1 protein-coding gene is annotated in these 17,196 nt (G+C 71.7%); it reads right to left on the reverse strand.

Annotation, left to right across the window (positions count from 1 at the left end):
- Positions 1 to 28 precede the first annotated feature (28 nt).
- On the reverse strand, positions 29 to 17,170 hold the full coding sequence (locus WMF28_RS20495) for an SDR family NAD(P)-dependent oxidoreductase (protein ID WP_437603947.1): 17,142 nt from the start codon (positions 17,168 to 17,170) through the stop codon (positions 29 to 31).
- Positions 17,171 to 17,196: the final 26 nt, after the last annotated feature.

Consider the following 17,196-nt stretch of genomic DNA (forward strand, 5'->3'; position numbering starts at 1 on the left):
ATCTCCCCAGCGCCGATTGGCAGGCCCGTCACGCTGGGCTCCTCGTCTCACAGGCCCCCTCGAAGCCGAGCAGGCGATCCACGTCATCGACCGATCGCCTGCCTTCCTTCAGATCCAGCAGCAGCTCGCGCCACCCCTCGAGGCGCGCGCCGTTCGACCGACGCGGGCCGTTCGTCACGCCCGGATCCGGCGCCGGCGCGCTGTCCTCGGGCTCGATCGCCCAGCAGCGCTCCCGCGCGAACGGATAGGTGACCATCGGCACGCGCCTCCGCGTACCCGGCGGGTAGAGCGAGCCCCAGGGGACGGCGCCCCCGGCGACCCAGCGCCTCGCCAGGCGAACGCACGCTTCCTCGTCCCGAGGGGGAGCTTCAGCTTCAGGGGACGCCTCCCCCTCGTGGGCCTCCAGCGCCCCACCGCCGCCGCGCAGGAGGCTGAGCTCTCCCGTCGCGACATGGGCGCCGGCGGGCTCGCCGCTCAGGTACCCTCTGCACCTGCGGAGGAGATCGGGCCTGCTGCAAGCCACGATGGCCACGCGGAAGGGCATCGGCTCCCTCCCGACCTGGAAGGTGTAGGCGATGTCCGCCAGCGAGGGACCACCGCCGGCCGCCTCCTCGCGGGAGAGCTGCTCAAGGAGCTCCTCCACATAGGCGCGCAGCCGGTCACCGCTCTTCGCAGACAGCGGGATCACCTCATGGCGGGACGCGATCGCCTCGCCTTCGCGCGGCTCACCTGCGGTGAGGGGCGAGCCTCCGCGTATCTCCGGCTCGATGTGCTCCTCCAGGAGCACGTGCGCGTTCGCTCCGCCGAAGCCGAACGAGCTGACCCCCGCCCTCCGAGGGACCACGGCGCCGCTCGGATCGATCCTCCGGTCCCAGGGCACCGTCCGGTCCACGATGTAGAACGGCGTCTCGTCCAGCTGGAGGAACGGGTTCAACCTCTCCAGGTGGATGCTCGGCGGCAACGCGCGGTGACGCATGGCGAGCACCACCTTGATGAGCCCGGCGATGCCGGCCGCGGCCTCGAGGTGCCCGATGTTCGACTTCACCGATCCGACACCGCAGGTCGCGGTCGTCTCGACAGGACGGCTCCGCGCCTTGCCCAGCTGCGCGAAGGCCGCCTTCAAGCCGTTGATCTCGATGGGATCGCCGAGGCTCGTCCCCGTCCCGTGCGCCTCGACGTAGCTCACCGTCTCCGGCTCGACGCCCGCCCTGGCGAGCACGGAGGCGATGAGATCCGCCTGGGCGTTCGGGTTGGGGACGGTCATCGACTGCACCCTGCCGCCGTGGTTCACGCCGACCCCCCGGATGACCGCGTGGATGCAGTCGCGGTCGTCGAGCGCCCTGGCCAGCGGCTTCAGGAGCACGGCGCCCGCCCCCTCGCCGCGCACGTAGCCGTCGGCCCGATGGTCGAAGGCCATGCACCGGCCCACGGAGGACATGAACCCGCTCTGACCGAAGGCGACGAACAGCTCCGGCGTGAGCAGCAGGTTGACGCCGCCCGCGATCGCCAGGTCGCAGTCCCCGGCCTGCAGCGACCGGACCGCGCGATGCAGCGCGACCAGCGAGCTCGAGCACGCCGTATCGACCGGCTCGCTCGGGCCGCGGAGATCGAGCAGGTACGAGATCCGATTGGCGAGGACGGCGTGCGAAAGGCCGCTCGGAGAGTAGGGCTCGTGGGTCCGCCGCGCGCGCTGGATGATCTCGTGGTAGTCGAAGGACGACACCCCGACGAAGACGCCCGTGCGGCTCCCCCGGAGCTCCGACGCGCGGTAGCCGGCGTCTTCGAGGGTCTTCCAGACGATCTGCAGAAAGACGCGCTGCTGCGGATCCATCAGCTCGGCTTCCGCCGGCGAGATGTTGAAGAACAGCGGATCGAACCGGTCCACGCCGTCGATGAACCCGCCCCAGCGCGTGTTGGTCTTGCCCGGATCGCGGCCGGGGTCGCCGAAGATCGCGCGCCAGTCGAACCGGTCCTCCGGGACGGTGGTGATGAGATCGTTGCCGTCGCGGAGGTTGCGCCACAGGGCCTCCGGATCAGGGGATCCGGGGAAGACCCCGCCGAGGCCGATGATGGCGATCGCGCCGGCGAGGGCCTCCGGCGGCCTCGCCCCGGTGACGGCGATCGCGCCGGCAGGGGCCTCCTGCCGCCTCGCCGGCAGGGCCTCGCCGGAGGACGCGCGCGGGATCGAGGCGCCGCCGTCGGCCTGCTGGAACAGGGCCGCGCACTCGCGCGGGCGGCCGTCGAGCAGGTGCCGGGCGAGCGACTCGATGGTGATGCACTCGAAGAGCAGCGTCTTCGAGAGCGCGCCGAAGTGGCTCTCCAGCCGCTTGACGAGCTCCACCGAGCTCATCGAGTCGACCCCGTACCGCTCGAAGGTCGACGCCACGTCGATCTCGTCGCGGGGGATCCTGAGCATCTCCGCGAAGAGGTCGATCAAGTAGGCCTGGAGGCGCGCGCCCGGGTGCGCGTGCCCGGGCGCGTCCGGCGCCGGCGCCGGGACAGGCGCGGCGGCCGCGGCGAGGAGGCCGGCAGCAGCGCCGTTCTGCGCCGCAGCGAGGACCGGCGCGGCGCGCACGAGCCCCTTCGGATCAGCCGCGCCGCGCTCGCAGAGCAGCACGCTCTGCTCCAGCTGCTCCTCGGACACGCGCGGCGCCCCGAAGCCGCGTACGAGCGGGAAACCGGCTTCCCGGAGCGCCGTCCGCCATTGCGTGAAGCGGAGGAGCGGCGAGTGGGGGAGGCGCCGCGCGCCGTCCTCGAACAACCACCACCCCTTCGTCAGGCCGAAGGTCAATGTCGTGAAATCCTGCTCGCGCGTCAGCTCGTTGATGACCAGGACCCCCCGCGGCCCGAGCAGCGTGTGCAGCGCGCGCAGCGTGCTCAGGACGTCCTTTGTGGCGTGAAGGACGTTCGTCGCGAGGACGACGTCGAACGCCTCCTCTCCGAAGCCTTGAGCGGCGGGATCCCGCTCGACGTCCAGCGTTCGAAAGACGATGTCCGGGAGCGCGCCCTGGAAGCTCCGCTCCCCGTAGCGCGTGAAGGCGGCAGAGACGTCGGTGTAATGGTAGGAGACGCGCTGCCCCTCCGGGCGCAGGCGATCGAGCACGAAGCGGGTCGTGCCCCCGGTCCCGGCCCCGACCTCGAGGACCTTCACGGTCGCGCCCGGCGTGCGTGCCAGCCGCTGCTCCACGAGCACGCTGACGGCATGACCGACAAGGTCGTTGTAGTAATCGGAGATGAGGTTCCCTGTGTAGACCCGCTCCACGAGGGTCTTGTCGCCGCCTGGGAACAGCACATCCATCGCCTGCTTGCGGCCGGTCAAGACGTCCGGCAGCGCCGGGACACAGGCCGTGAGCAGATCGACGATGGGTCCCACCTCCGGGCGCTCCCGGCGCAATCGTTCCTGGGATTCAGCCGAGCTCGCCAGCGAGGAGCCCGCGGGCGTCATCGCGAGCCGACCTCCCCGATCCTCGATGAGCCCCTCCCGCTCCAGCATCGCGATCGCCGCGTCGAAGAGCCGGCGGTGCGCGGGGAGGATGCCCAGCTCACGCTGGAGCGAGCCGCGCGGCGGAGGCTCGCGCCCCTCCGCCCACAGGCCCATGGCGCCGAGCGCGCGCAGGAGCAGGCGATGGCCGACGGCGTTGACGCGCCCGAGGGCCGCGCTCACCTCGCGGGCGTCGTACGGCTTCGACGCGACGTACTGCGCCATGCGTGGCGTCACGGGATCGAGCGGTGACGCGCCCTCCGCGCTGCCCTGGCCCGCCAGCGCGGCGCCTCCCCGGCTCGACGGGAGAGGGTCTGCCCAGCACCGCATGCGGGTGAACGGATACGCCGGGAGCGAGATGCGCCGCCGGCCGCCGGGGCGCTGGAGCGCGCTCCAGGGGACGGCGATGCCCTCGACCCAGAGCCGGGCCACGTCGAGGGCGCGACCTTTCTCCAGCAACGCCTGGACGAGACCGCTGCCCTCCTCGCTCTCGCCGAGGACGCGCGCGGCGTGGCTCGGCTGACCCGCCGCGCCGGCCACGACGCGACCGTTCTTCGATCCGGCAAGGAAATCCCGGAGCCCGGACCGCAGCTCCTCGATGGAGCTCGCCACCACGGCGAGCCGGTGCTCCATCTCGCTGCGCCCGACCTGCAGCGTGTACGCGATATCTCGCAGGCACGGCGCGCGGCCGGCTGCGCTTCGAGGCGCGGCGGCTCCCCCGCTGCGCCGCGCCTCGCTCTCGTCAAGGTAGCTCGACAGGCGCCTCGCGACCTCCTGGAGCCGCTCGCCGCTGCGGGCCGACAGCACGACGATCTCGCGCAGGTCGGCGCCGCGCGGCTCGGCGGCGGGCTCTTCCCGGTCCGGAAACTCTTCCAGAACGGCATGGGCGTTGACGCCGCCGAACCCGAACGAGCTCACGCCGGCCCGCCTCGGGAGGGGCGCGCCGTGCTCGCCCGCCAGCGGCTCCCAGGGCTGCGTGCGATGGACGATGTAGAAGGGCGTGTCCTCCAGCTCGATGTGCGGATTCAGCTGGTCGAAATGGAGATTCCCCGGCAGCTTCGCGTGCTTCAGCGCAAGGACGACCTTGAGCAGGCCGGCGATGCCCGCGGCCGACTCGAGGTGACCGATGCTGGTCTTGACCGTGCCCAGGCCGCAACGCGCGCCGCCGCTCCGCGCCCCTGCCCCCTCGGCGCGCTCGAACGCCTTCTTGAGGCCGTTCACCTCGATGGGATCTCCGAGCGGGGTGCCCGTGCCGTGGGCCTCGATGTACCCGAGGGTGGAGGGATCCACCTGCGCCCGGCGATAGACGGAGCTCAGCAGCTCGGCCTGCGCGGAGGGGTTCGGGACGGTGAGCCCCTGGGCGCGGCCGCCGTGGTTGACGCCTGTCCCCCGTAGAATAGCATGGATGGGATCGCCGTCCGCCAGGGCGCTGGAGAGGGGCTTCATCAGGATCGCGCCCGCGCCCTCGCCTCGAACGTAGCCGTTCGCGGCGCGATCGAACGTCTTGCATCGGCCGTCGGCCGACAGCATGCCTGCCTTGCCGCAGGCGATGAACGGCCTCGCGCTGAGGAGCAGGTTCACGCCGGCGACGATCGCGGCATCGCAGTCGCCGACCTGGATGGCCGTGGCCGCGCGGTGAAGGGCCACGAGCGAGCTGGAGCAGCCGGTGTCGACCGATTCGCTCGGCCCGGTGAGCCCGAGGACGTAGGAGATCCGGTTGGCCACCATCGCCGTGGAGAGCCCCGTGGTCACGTGGGCCTCGGCCTGCTTGCCGGCCGCCGCCAGCACGTCCGCATAGTCCACGTTCGATACGCCGACGAACACGCCGACCTGCGCCCGCGAGAGATCCCGGGGCGAACGACCGGCGTCCTCGATGGCGTGCCATACGACCTCGAGGAGCACCCGCTGCTGGGGATCCATGAGGTCGGCCTCGCTGGGAGAGAGGTTGAAGAACAGCGGATCGAAGCGCTCCACGTCGGCGATGAAGCCGCCGCTCGGACAGGCGATCCCCTCGGTGGAGAAGCGCTGTTCGGGGACCCCGGTCACGAGGTCCCTCTCCGCTTCGAGGTTCTCCCAGAAGCTCCGCAGATCCGGGGAGCCGGGGAAGACGCCGGCGATCCCGACGATCGCGATCTCCCTGGATCCGCCCGGGGACGCAGGTCGAGCCACGGAGCGAGGCGGGGGCGATGCGAGGGCCCCCGAAGGCTCTCCCGCCCTCCCGGACGCCGTCCCGTTCAGCTCCGGTCCAGGGAGGGGCGTTGTGGCCCCGGCGCCGGCCTCGCCCGCGCCGCAGCGCCGGCGGACCTGCTCCGGGTAGCGGGAGAGCAGGTGGCGCGCGTAGCTCTCGAGGGTCGGATGCTCGTAGAACACCGCCGGCGAGACCGCGACGCCGTACCGCGAGCTCACCGCCTCCGCGAACTCGGAGATGGTGATCGACTCGAAGCCGAGCTTCCCCAGATCGGCCCCCGGCTCCACGGCCTTCTTGAGCTTCAGCGTGGAGACCGCGAGCTCGGACAGGTCCGATGCGAGCTGCCCCTCGATCTCCCGGTCCCACCCTCCACGCGCAGGCGCGGGCGTCGCGCTGGGCGCGCCCTCGGCCACCCCCAGGGTCCTCTTGATCCTGGCTGCGTCCCCGAACGCGACGAGGACCTGCGCCGACCCGCGGGAGCGAGCAAGGCGCAACCCGCCCTCGAGGGCCTCGAGGCCTTCCACCGTGGGGAGCGGGGACATGCCCGTGGCGCCGGCGATGAGCGCCTCTGTCTCGGCGGACATGCGCATGCCGCCTTCCTTCCAGTAAGGATAGTTGATCGCGAGCGTCTGCCCGCGCCGGAGCCCGCGGCTCCGGAGCGACTCGCGGAAGCGCGCGAACCCGTCGAGGAAGCGGTTCGCAGCGGCGTAGTCCGGGAGCGTGGCTGTCCCGAGCAGCGAGGAGAGCGAGGAGAGCAGGACGAAGAGCTCCAGCGGCTCGTCCCTCGTCGCCTCGTCGAGGACGAGCGTGCCGCGCACCTTGGGGCTCAAGATCCGATCGATCTCTGCTTTCCCCTTCTGAAGGATGGATCCTTCGCTCAGCGAGCCGGCCGCGTGGATGAGGCCGTCGAGGCGCGAAAATCGGGCTTTGGCGTAGGCCACGCACCGATTCACGTCTCCCGGGCTGGTCACGTCGGCCTGGAGGTAGACGGCATCCGCGCCGAGCGCCCCGAGCCGGTCGAGGCGAGCCTCCGTTGCGGCACCGAGCGGCGATCGCCCGAGGAGCACGAGCCTCGCGCGGCAGCGCGCCGCGAGGTGCTCTGCGAGGAGGCCGCCGACGCCGCCGACGCCCCCGGTGATGAGGTAGACGCCTCCCTGCTGGAACGCCGCCGCCTGCCCGTCGCCCGCGCCGAGAGGCGCCACCTCGGCGATGCGCTGCGTCCACCGCTCTCCAGCGGCGTCGTAGCGGACCTCGACCGGCGGGAGGGGGTCGGCGACGCGGAGCTCGGTCAACGCCCGCTCGACAAGCCGCTCAGCGCCGTCGCCGGCGTCGGCGACGCGGACGAGCTGGAACGTGAAGCGACGGTCAAGGCTCATGAACGAGCGCCCGAAACCGGCGACCGCCTCGCGGTGGGCGAGCGCTGCCTCGGGCTCCTCGGCGCACACGTACAGAACGCGCGCGCGCTCGACGTGCGGCGAGGCGATCAGGGCCTTCGCCAGCTCGAAGAGCGCCGGCAGCTCGGCGCCGAGCGCCTCGTCGAGCGCGCCTTTCGCCGGCGCTCGATCCCGTGACCCCGCGGCTCGCAGGACGACGACGCTGTCGATCTGGAGGCCCTGCGCCGCGACCGCCGAGAGGAGCGCCTCGTAATCGGCCGCGCGCCCGGGGAGGACCTCGAAGACCCCGCCCCCCATCGCGCGAAAACCCGCCCCGGGCTGCGCGACAACGGCCGGGGGCAGCGCACCCGAGGCGGCGCGCAGCGCCGAGAGGAGGTGCCCGCCGTCGAGCCCGTGATCCGGAATGAGGAGGACGCCGCGCCTCGAAAGCGGCGCGCTGGCCGGCGCGACGCCGGGTGAGCGCCCCCAGACCGGCTCGAAGTAGCTCAACGTCGGCGGTGGCTCGACCTCTCCGGCGTCGGGTCGCAGAGCCGGCGCGGGGGGCGGTTCGGCGGCGTCCTCGGGCAGCCAGTAACGCTCCTTGTCGAACGGGTAGGTCGGCAGGGATACCGTGGTTCGCTGCCCTGTGGCCGTCGCGCGGGGCCAGGCGACCTGCTCGCCGCGAACCCAGCGCCTCGCGACCGCGGCCGGACCGTCTCCCTCCGACGCCAGCGCGCCCGCGGCTTCCCCCGGCGCGCTGGCGCTGCCGGTGAAGAGGTTGGGGGCATCGCCCCGAGCCGCGAGGAAGGCCTCCAGGGCGCGCGCGAGCTCGTCGCGCGACGCGGCGGTGATGGCCAGACGAGCATCCATCTCCTCGCGCCCTACCTGCAGCGTGTGCGCGATGTCCGGCAGGCTCGCGGACTGGTCGCGCGCCACGAAATGCAGCATCCGCCGGGCGACCTCCCGCAGGCGCCCCTCGTCCCGCGCAGAGAACGGGAAGACGAGCGCGCCATGGGTCTCCCCGGTCGCCCCCTCACGCACGCGCTCCTCGATCACGACGTGCGCGCCGGCGCCGCCGAACCCGAACGAGCTGACGCCGGCCCTGCGCGGCGCTCCGGCGGATCGCGGCCAGGGTATCGGCCCCTCGTTGATGTACAGCGGGCTCGCGTCGAGCCGGATGGCCGGGCTCAGCCGCTGGAAGGTCGGCATGGCCGGGATCATGCCGTGCTTCATCGACAGGATGACCTTGATGACGCCGGTGATCCCGGCCGCCGCTTCGGTGTGGCCGAGATGCGCCTTGCTCGACCCCAGGGCGCAGGAGCGCGCTGGAGGCGCGTGCGGTCGAAAGGCCATCTTGAGGCCCTCTACCTCGATGGGATCGCCGAGCCGGGTGCCCGTCCCGTGCGCCTCGAGGTAGGTGATCGTCGCGGGATCGATCCGCGCATCTCGCCACGCGCGCGCGATGAGCTCGGCCTGCGTCGCCGCGCTGGGCGCCGTCACGGACGCGGTCCGGCCGCTGTGACCCGTCGCGGAGCCCTTGATCACGGCGTGGATCGGGTCGCCGTCCGCGACAGCCTTCGCGAGCGGCTTGAGGAGCACGGCCGCCACCGCTTCGCCGGGCACATACCCGTCCGCCGCGGCGTCGAACGAGCGAGATCGACCGGTCGGAGAGAGCGCCTTCATGGCGGAGAAGTGCAGGTAGTGCCTCGGGCTGAGGATGAGGTTGACGCCGCCGACGAAGGCCATCTCGCACTCGTCGCTCCTCAGCGCCCTGCAGGCCGTGTGCAGGGCCACCAGCGAGGAGGAGCACGCCGTATCGACAGCCATGCTCGGGCCCTTCAGATCGAACATGAACGACGGGCGATTGGCCATCATGGTGGCGGCGTTCCCGGTGCCGTCGTGCGGGCCGACGGCGCACCCGCGCCGCACCATCTCCGTGTCGTAGTCGCGGAAGCACACCCCGACGAACACGCCTGTCCGGGAGCCGCGGAGGGTCCGGATGCGCCCCGCGTCCTCCGCCGCGGCGTAGAGGACCTGAAGCAGCAGGCGGAGCTGCGGGTCCATCCGCTCCGCCTCGCGCGGCGAGACGTTGAAGAACGGGGCGTCGAACGCGTCGACGTCGTCGAGGAAGCTCCCCCACTTGCAGGAGGTCTTGTTGGGCCTCGATGGATCGGCGTCGTACCAGAGCGCGGGCTCCCAACGGCTGCTGGGCACCTCCCGGACGAGCTGCCGCGTCTCCAGCAGGTTCATCCAGAACGTCTCCAGATCCGGCGACCCTGCGAACAGGCCTGCCATGCCGATGACGGCGATATCGTCCTGCTCGCCGGCCGCCGGAGCGGGCGCGGGGGCGCTCGGGGCGGCGCCCGGGCGTTCGCCGCCGGGTCGCGCCGCGCCCGCGAGCCGCCCCGGGAACTCGCGCTCGAGGTAGGCCGAGAGCCGCTCGAGGGTGGGGTGATCGAACAGGATCGCGGGGCTCAGCGCCGCGCCGAGCTGGGCTTCCAGGCGCGCGTTCAGCGCGACGAGCCAGCTCGACGACGCCCCGAGCTCCAGGAAGCTCCTGTCGCGCGGCGGCGGGCTCTCCAGCGATAGCAGCGACGACACCAGGGCATCGAGCGCGAAGGCGTCGCCGCCTTCGGGCGGGGCCGCGCCTGCGCTCTGCCGCGTCGGCGCGTCCTCCTGGGGAGCGGCCTCCGTCGGGACGTCCTGGAGCAGCGCGCCCGGCATCTCGAGCCATAGCCGCTTCCGCTCGAGCCGGGTCGGCCGCAGCGGGCGCCTCGCGAACGCATCACGGTCCTCGTCGCGCCCGGCCTCGCCGACGATCATATGGCAGTTCGTGCCGCCGAAGCCGAAGGCGGAGACCGCCGCGAGGCGCCTGTCCCCGAGCGGCTCCCACGCCCGCTCCCGCGTGACCGGGTAGAACGGCGTCGCCTCGAACTGGAAGCGGGCGTGCGGCTCGTCGCAGTGGAGGGTCGCCGGGAGGCGCTTCCGTTGCAGCGCCAGCATCACCTTGACGAACGATGCGACGCCGCCCGCGTGCAGCAGGGCGCCGAGGTTGGACTTCACCGAGCCGACGCCGCAGTACTGGCGGCGATCCGTGGCTCTCCGGTAGACCTCGGAGGCGGCGTGGATCTCGATCGGATCCCCGAAGGTGTTCCCGGCCCCGTGGGTCTCGAGGTAACCGATGTCCGCCGCGGACACGCCGCTTTCGCGGAGCGCCTGCTCGATGACGTCGACCTGCGCCTCCTTGCTCGGCATGACCGCGCCCATCGTGCGACCATCGTTGTTCACGGCGGAGCCGAGGATGTGCCCGACGATGAGGTCGCCGTCGCGGAGGGCCCGCTCGTGCTCCTTCAAGAGCACCATCCCGACGCCCTCCCCGAGCGTGAAGCCGCTCGCGTTCCGGTCGAACACCCGCGTGGCGCCGTCGTCCGAGAGCAGGCGCGCCTGGCTCAAGGCGATGTGGGTGAACGGATCGAGCAGGAGCCAGACGCCCCCCGCGATGGCCAGCTCGCACTCCCCACCGAGCAGCGCGCGGCACGCCTGGTGAATGGCCACGAGCGAGGAGGAGCACGCCGAATCGACGACGATCGAAGGCCCCTTCAGGTTGTAGAGCTTGGAGATCCGCGCAGCCACCATGTTCTGCAGGGTGCTGGCCAGCAGGTGGGGCGTCGACGAGCGCTGGTGCGCGTAGCGCCCCTTGACGTACTCGTTCGCGGTGGCGCCCAGGAAGACGCCGGTGCGGGTGCCGTCGACCTCGTCTCGACGATAGCCCGCGCGGTCGAGGAGATCCTGGGCCGCCTCGAGGGCGATCCGCTGCTGCGGATCCATCCACACCGCGTCCTGCTCCGGGATACCGAAGAAGCCCGCGTCGAACCGATCGACCCCGTCGATGAAGCCACCCCACCGCGAGTAGGTCTTGTTGGGAGCGTCCTTGTCGCTGCTGTAATGCTTCGCGACATCCCAGCGGTCCGCGGGGACGGGCGAAGTCAGGTGTCTGCTGGAGATGAGGTTGTCCCAGAACGCCTCGACGGTGGGGGACCCCGGGAACCGGCACGCCATCGCGACGACGGCGACGCGCCGCGGGCCTGCGCCGGAGTCGACCGCGTGGACGACGCCTCGCGGCGCACGCTCCGGGGAAGAGCGAGTGGAGGAGCGAGGCTCCGGCGCGCCGGAGCCGGCGGCGCGCGGGCCGGCCGGGCGCTCCTCGGCCACCGGTGAGCGCGGCGCAGGCCCCCCGCCCACGCGAACCGTGCCCATCGAGACGGCGAACCTCGCCAGCGCCCGGACATTCGGGTGCTCCGCGACGACGCTCGGATCCACGCTCGATTCGCACAGCTCTTCGAGCTGATTGACCAGCTTGATCGCCATGAGCGAGTCCAGGCCGTAATCGCTGAAGTCCGTATCGGGATCGATCTCTCCCTCGGGAACCTTGAGCAGGCCGGAACAGAAGGCCGTCAAGCGCTGCTCCGTCCACGCCTGCGCCGCGCGCAGGTCATCGCGGCTCTCCTCCGAGGCAGCGCGAGCGGGGGCGACAGCGCGAGCGGCCTCGACCGGCGCAGGCGGATGCACCGGGACAAAGCGGCCGAGGTGGATCCGGCGCTCGACCGCCGCCGGGTCGCCGTCCAGGATCATGATCTGGGCCGCTCCGGAGGACTCGGCCGCCGCGAAGCCGAGCAGGCCCCTGTCCGTGTCGAGCACCCGCAGCCCGGAGTCCCGCAGGATCAGGTCCTCGACGCCGGCAGGGATCTTCATGCCGCCCTCTCGCCAGAGGGGCCAGTTGATCGAGAGCGTCCGCCCGCTCCTCTTCCCGCGCGCGCAAAGCTCCTCGCGGAGGGCAGCGAACGAGTCCATGAACCGGTTGCCCGCCGCGTAGTCGGTCTGGCCGACGTTGCCCAGCACGGCCGACGCCGACGAGAACAAGATCATGAAGTCGAGCGGCAGCTCCTTCGTGGCCTCATCGAGGTTGAGCGTTCCGCGCACCTTCGGCGCAAGCACCCGCGCGAACGACGCGATCGGCTTGTTGATCGCGATGGCGTCCGCAAGCACGCCCGCGGCGTGGATGACCCCATTCAGCTTTCCGTGGCGCTCGAGGGCGGACGCGACCGCGCGCCGGACATCTCCGGCCGTGGTGACGTCGCCCTGGACGTAGAGCACGCCCGCGCCGATCGCCTCGATCTCTGCGAGCGCGGCGCGCCGGGCGTCGTCGAGCGGCGATCGGCCGAGCAGGACGAAGTCGACCTTCGCCTGCTGGGCCAGGTGCCTCGCGAAGAGCAACGCGAGCGCGCCAGCGCCGCCCGAGAGCAAGTAGACGCCCCCGTCGCGGACGAACGGGGGCCCGCCGGAAGACGCCTCCCGCGCGACCCGTGCAAACGTCCTCACGCGGCGCCCCTCGGCGCCATGGCGGACCTCGGCCGACTCCGGCAGAGCGACCTCCCGGAGGAGCAGATCCCACGTCGCCTGCGAGGAGAGCGGCGCGCCCTCGAGCTGCACCGTCTTGACGGCGAGCTTCGGGGCCTCGAGAACGATGCTCTTCGCCAGACCCCCGAGCGCCGCGTCGTGCGGCCGTTCGTCGGACCCCGGGTAGGCATACACCACCGAGAGGCGCTCTCGACCCTTGAGCGTCGCAAGGACACGGCAGAGGGCAAAGACGGTATGGAGCCCTCTCTCCAGCTGCTCCTCCACAAGGGGAAGCGCGCCGCCGGCGTCAGCGTAGTCCGGCGACGGCGCGGCAGCGTTCCACAGGTGAAGGACGCCTCGGATCCGGAGGCCTTGATCGTTCAACGTCGAGACCAGCGACCGGATATCCTCGTCCCGAGCCGGCCGGATCCGGGCTCGATTCCTCGCGATGACGTGGTAGCCGTCTCCCGGCTCGACCAGGACGACCTCGCGGCCGTCACCCACGCTCGCCTGGGCGTGGCGGAGCGCCGTATCGGCCTGCGTCCCGCCCGCGTGCAGCAGGAGCAAGCACTCGCCGCGCGCGCCCTCCGCCGCTTGCGCCGACGCCGGCAGCGGCGCGCGCTCCCATGCGGGCTCATAGAAGATCAGCCCATCGCGAGCTCCTTTGAGCGCATCCGGCGCGGCCTGTGCCCTGCCCTTCTGCGTTCCGAGCGCGAACCCACGGAGGACGGCGAAAGGCCGCCCTGCCTCGTCCAGCAGATCGAGATCGAACCGGTGGCGCCGTCCAGACGCGCCTCCCGGATCCGCGGCACGGACCGCATGGACATGGCAGCGCCGGGTCGCGACGCCGAGGATCCTCACCTCATCGACGGTGTGCGGGAGCAGGAGATCGCCGCTGTCGCCCTCTCCCTCGCCACCGATGAGCCCGACGACGGTCTGCAGGGCGCCGTCGAGGAGGGCGGGGTGCAGGACATAGGCGTCATCGCCGGGTGACAGGGGCTCGGGGAGCTCCAGCGCCGCGAGCACCTCGGAGGGGCCGGTGAACAGCGCGCGGATCGGGCGCATGCGGGGGCCGTAGCGGAGCCCCCGCGCAGCGAGCGTCGCGTAGACGTCCTCGGCGCCCTTCGAGGACGGACAGCGCCGCTGGATCGCCTCGATGTCGATCGGCGACGCCTCGCGGGCCTCGGCCGACGCCGACGCCGACGCCCGGCGGCTCGGCACGAGCTTGCCACGCGCATGGAGGGTCGCCTGATCCCCGGCGCCGCTGTGGATCTCGAACGCAAGGCGATCCCCCTGCGGCTCGATCCGGACGGTCGTGTCGACGGGGCTCCCCTCGACCCAGAGCGGGCTCGCCCAGACGACCTGCTCGATCGCGTCGATCGCGGCCTCCCCGACCAGCGCGCCGGCCGCCCGCGCCATCTCCAGATAGACCGCGGCGGGCAGGACGGGCCGGCTGCGGACGAGGTGATCGGCGAGGAAGGAGTCGTCGGGCCTGAACCGCCTGGTGAGCTGGGACGCGCGCAGCGTGGACGCGTTCGCGTCGAGCAGGGGGTGCAGGCGCGCGGGGCGCTCGGGCGCCCTCGCGCCGTCCGCCAGCGGGGCCCGAGACGCCGGAGGAGGGGGCGCGCTCGCCGATGGCTGGATCCAGCAGCGCTTCCGGGCGAACGGATACGTGGGCAGCGAGATGCGCCTCGCGCGGCGGCTCCCCGCGATCTCGTCCCAGGAAACGGCCGCCCCCTCGACCCACAGGGCGGCGAGCCTCGGGAGATCGCCGCGCGGTCCAGGCACGCGCCCCGTGCCCGGGGAGCCTCGCTTGACGTGACCGGTGAACGTGGGAATGTCGCTCTCCCTGTGATCCAGGTAGTCGTCGAGCGCGCGGCAGAGCCCGCTCGTGTCGCGGGCGACCACCGCGAGGCGCGCCTCCATCGCCTCCCTGCCCACCAGCAGCGTATGCGCGATGTCCTGCAGGCCGGCCTCGCCGCCGCCCTCCCGGAGGAAGTCCCGGAGCTGCCCCGCCTGCGCCCGGAGCCGCTCCTCGTTTCTGGCCGAGAGCACGATGATCTCCGCTGCGCCCTCCGGAGCGCCCGCGTCGGGCGCGGCGGCGCCGTCGTACTCCTCCAGGATCACGTGCGCATTGGCGCCTCCGGCCCCGAAGGAGCTGATCGCAGCGCGCCGCCGGCTCTCGGCGCCCGAGCCGGCCGGCCGCTCCCAGGGCGCGGCCTCCTGGGGAACGAAGAACGGGGTGCTCGCGAAATCGATGCTCGGGTTGAGCTCCTTCGCATGGAGCGACGGCACCAGGGTCTTGTGCTTCATGCACAGGAGGACCTTGGAGATCCCCGCCATGCCGGCCGCTGCCTCGAGGTGGCCGATGTTCGACTTGATGGCCCCGACGGCGCAGAACCCGCGCTTCGATGTCGTGCGCCGGAACGCGCTCGTCAGGCCGGCGATCTCGATGGGATCGCCGAGGGACGTCCCCGTCCCGTGCGCCTCGATGTAACCCAGCGTCTCGGGGCTCACTCGAGCCTTCTCCAGCGCGGCGACGATGAGACGGGCCTGCGCATCCGGGCTGGGGACGGAGAATCCGCTGGTCCTCCCGCCGTGATTGACGGCGGTCGCCTTGATGACCGCATGGATGGGATCTCCGGCTGCGATCGCCGCCCCGAGCGGCTTCAGCAGGACCGCGCCGACCCCTTCCCCCGGCACGTAGCCGTCGCCGCCCTTGCCGAACGCCCTGCACCTGCCGTCGCTCGACAGCATCTGCAGCTCGCTCAGCTTGATGTATTTCGACGGATGCAGCGACAGGTTCACGCCGCCGGCCAGGGCGGCGCTGCACTCGCCGCGCTTGAGGCTCTCGCAGGCGAGGTGGATCGCGTACAGCGACGACGAGCACGCGGTGTCGATCGGGAGGCTCGGGCCCTGGAAGTTGAAGAAATAGGAGACGCGGTTGGCTATCGACGAGAACCAGGAGCCGGCCACGACCGGGTTGTCGCGGAGGATCTCCTCCAGACCGAAGAGCTGATAATCGCTCCACATCACGCCGGCGAACACGCCGACGTCATTGCCTTTGCCGGCGGCGAGGCGCTCGCGCGTGTACCCGGCGTCCTCCAGCGTCTCCCAGGCGATCTCCAGGAACAGCCGCTCCTGGGGATCCATCATTTCGGCCTCGCGCGGCGAGATGTTGAAGAACAGGGGGTCGAACTCGTCGGCGCCCTCGATGAACCCGCCCCACTTGCTGTAGGTCCTGCCCGGCTTCCCCCGCTCCGGGTCGAAATACCTGCGGTGATCCCACCGGGAGAGGGGGACCTCGGTGATGCAATCGCGCCCCGCCCGGAGGTTCTCCCAGAGCTCGCTCAAGGTCCGCGCCATCGGAAAACGCCCGGCGACGCCGATGATCGCGATCTCGTCGTCGACGCCGCCGGACGGCGGTCGCCGCCCTGCCCCGCTCCCCGGGCTCGCGGGCGGCTCGGCGTCGCGCACCTCGGTCACGACCTCCGCCACGAGGAGCGACGGAGGCGCAGGTCGCGAGACCGAAGAGGGCAGCGAGAGCGAGCGCCGCTCCATCTCCTCGAGGATGTACCCGGCGAGCTCGGTGACGGTGGCGTGCTCGAACAAGAGGGTCGGGTACATCTCCCAGCCGAACCTCGACTCCAGGTCACGCACGATCTGCAGCAGATCCGCCGACGTGAGGCCCTGCTCGTAGAAGCCCTTGCCAGCGTCGATGGCCTCGGGAGAGAGCTGGAGCGGCCCGGCGAGGATGCCCTTCAGCGCCTCCTCCACAAGCTCCCTCGCCGAGCCCGTCGAGGCCGCCGGCCCCTCGGGCGGCTTCGAAGCCCGAGCGCCGCCCTCGGGCCGCTCGCTCTCGGCGCGGGGAGCCCTCAGCCCGGTGATGAGGTCCCGCGACCGTATCCGCTTGGCGCTGAATTTCCGGACGGTGACGAGGCAGCTCCCCTCCTCGTCGAGCAGGTGGATATCGCTGCTCAGGATGTCGGCGGAGGCCCCCTGCGTCGTCTTCTTCTCGACGAGCACATGGCACCTCTCACCAAGCGGCGCGAAGGCCCGGAAGGCGTCGATATAGATGGGAATGAACGGGGTCTTGGCCCCGGGCGCGCCGTAGAAGTCGAGGAGGCAGAACGGCGTCAGCGTGGCGAAATCGAGGTAGACCGGGTGAACGTGAAAATCGCCCAGGTACGACCGTGCCAGGGGCCCGAGGTGAATGTCCGCCAGCAGGAACCCATCGCCCCGGTAGATCCGGCCGGCGGCCTTCATGAACTCGCGGTGCTCGATGTCGACGCTCCTGGCGAAGGCGTACAGCTCGTCAGCGTCGGTCTCCCGCGTCGAGGCCGCCTTCAGCCGATCGAGCGCCACCCTCGCAGGCGGCGGCGCGTCGGTCAGGTGGAGCTCGCAGGTGAAGTTGTGATCCCAGCGCTCGTCCAGCGCGGCAGAGCCGCGCATCCTGCGGCTCTCGACCGACACGACGCCCCCGCCCTGGCGCGGCTCGAAGGAGACCTGGACCTGCCTGTCGTCCTCGTCCGTGACGGCGATCGCCTCCGTGAAGAGGCACCTCCGCAGCTCGATCGAGGCCGGCGGCACGCCGATCCTCGCCGCCATGCGATAGACCATGTCCAGGAAGAAGACGCCGGGCAGGATCTCGACCCCGTGGACGAGGTGATCCCGGACCATGTAGTCTTCTTTGCTGACCCGTGTCTTGAAGCGGCTCGTCTGCAACGTCATGAAGGGTCCTCGATGAGCTGCGCTGT

This window comes from Sorangium sp. So ce590, assembly GCF_051521365.1.
In the GTDB taxonomy this organism is placed as follows: Bacteria; Myxococcota_A; Polyangia; order Polyangiales; family Polyangiaceae; genus Sorangium.

Bases quoted from the DNA above. Each gene is read 5' to 3' on its own strand.
- WMF28_RS20495 (WP_437603947.1), bottom strand. From the start codon at position 17,170: ATGACGTTGCAGACGAGCCGCTTCAAGACACGGGTCAGCAAAGAAGAC.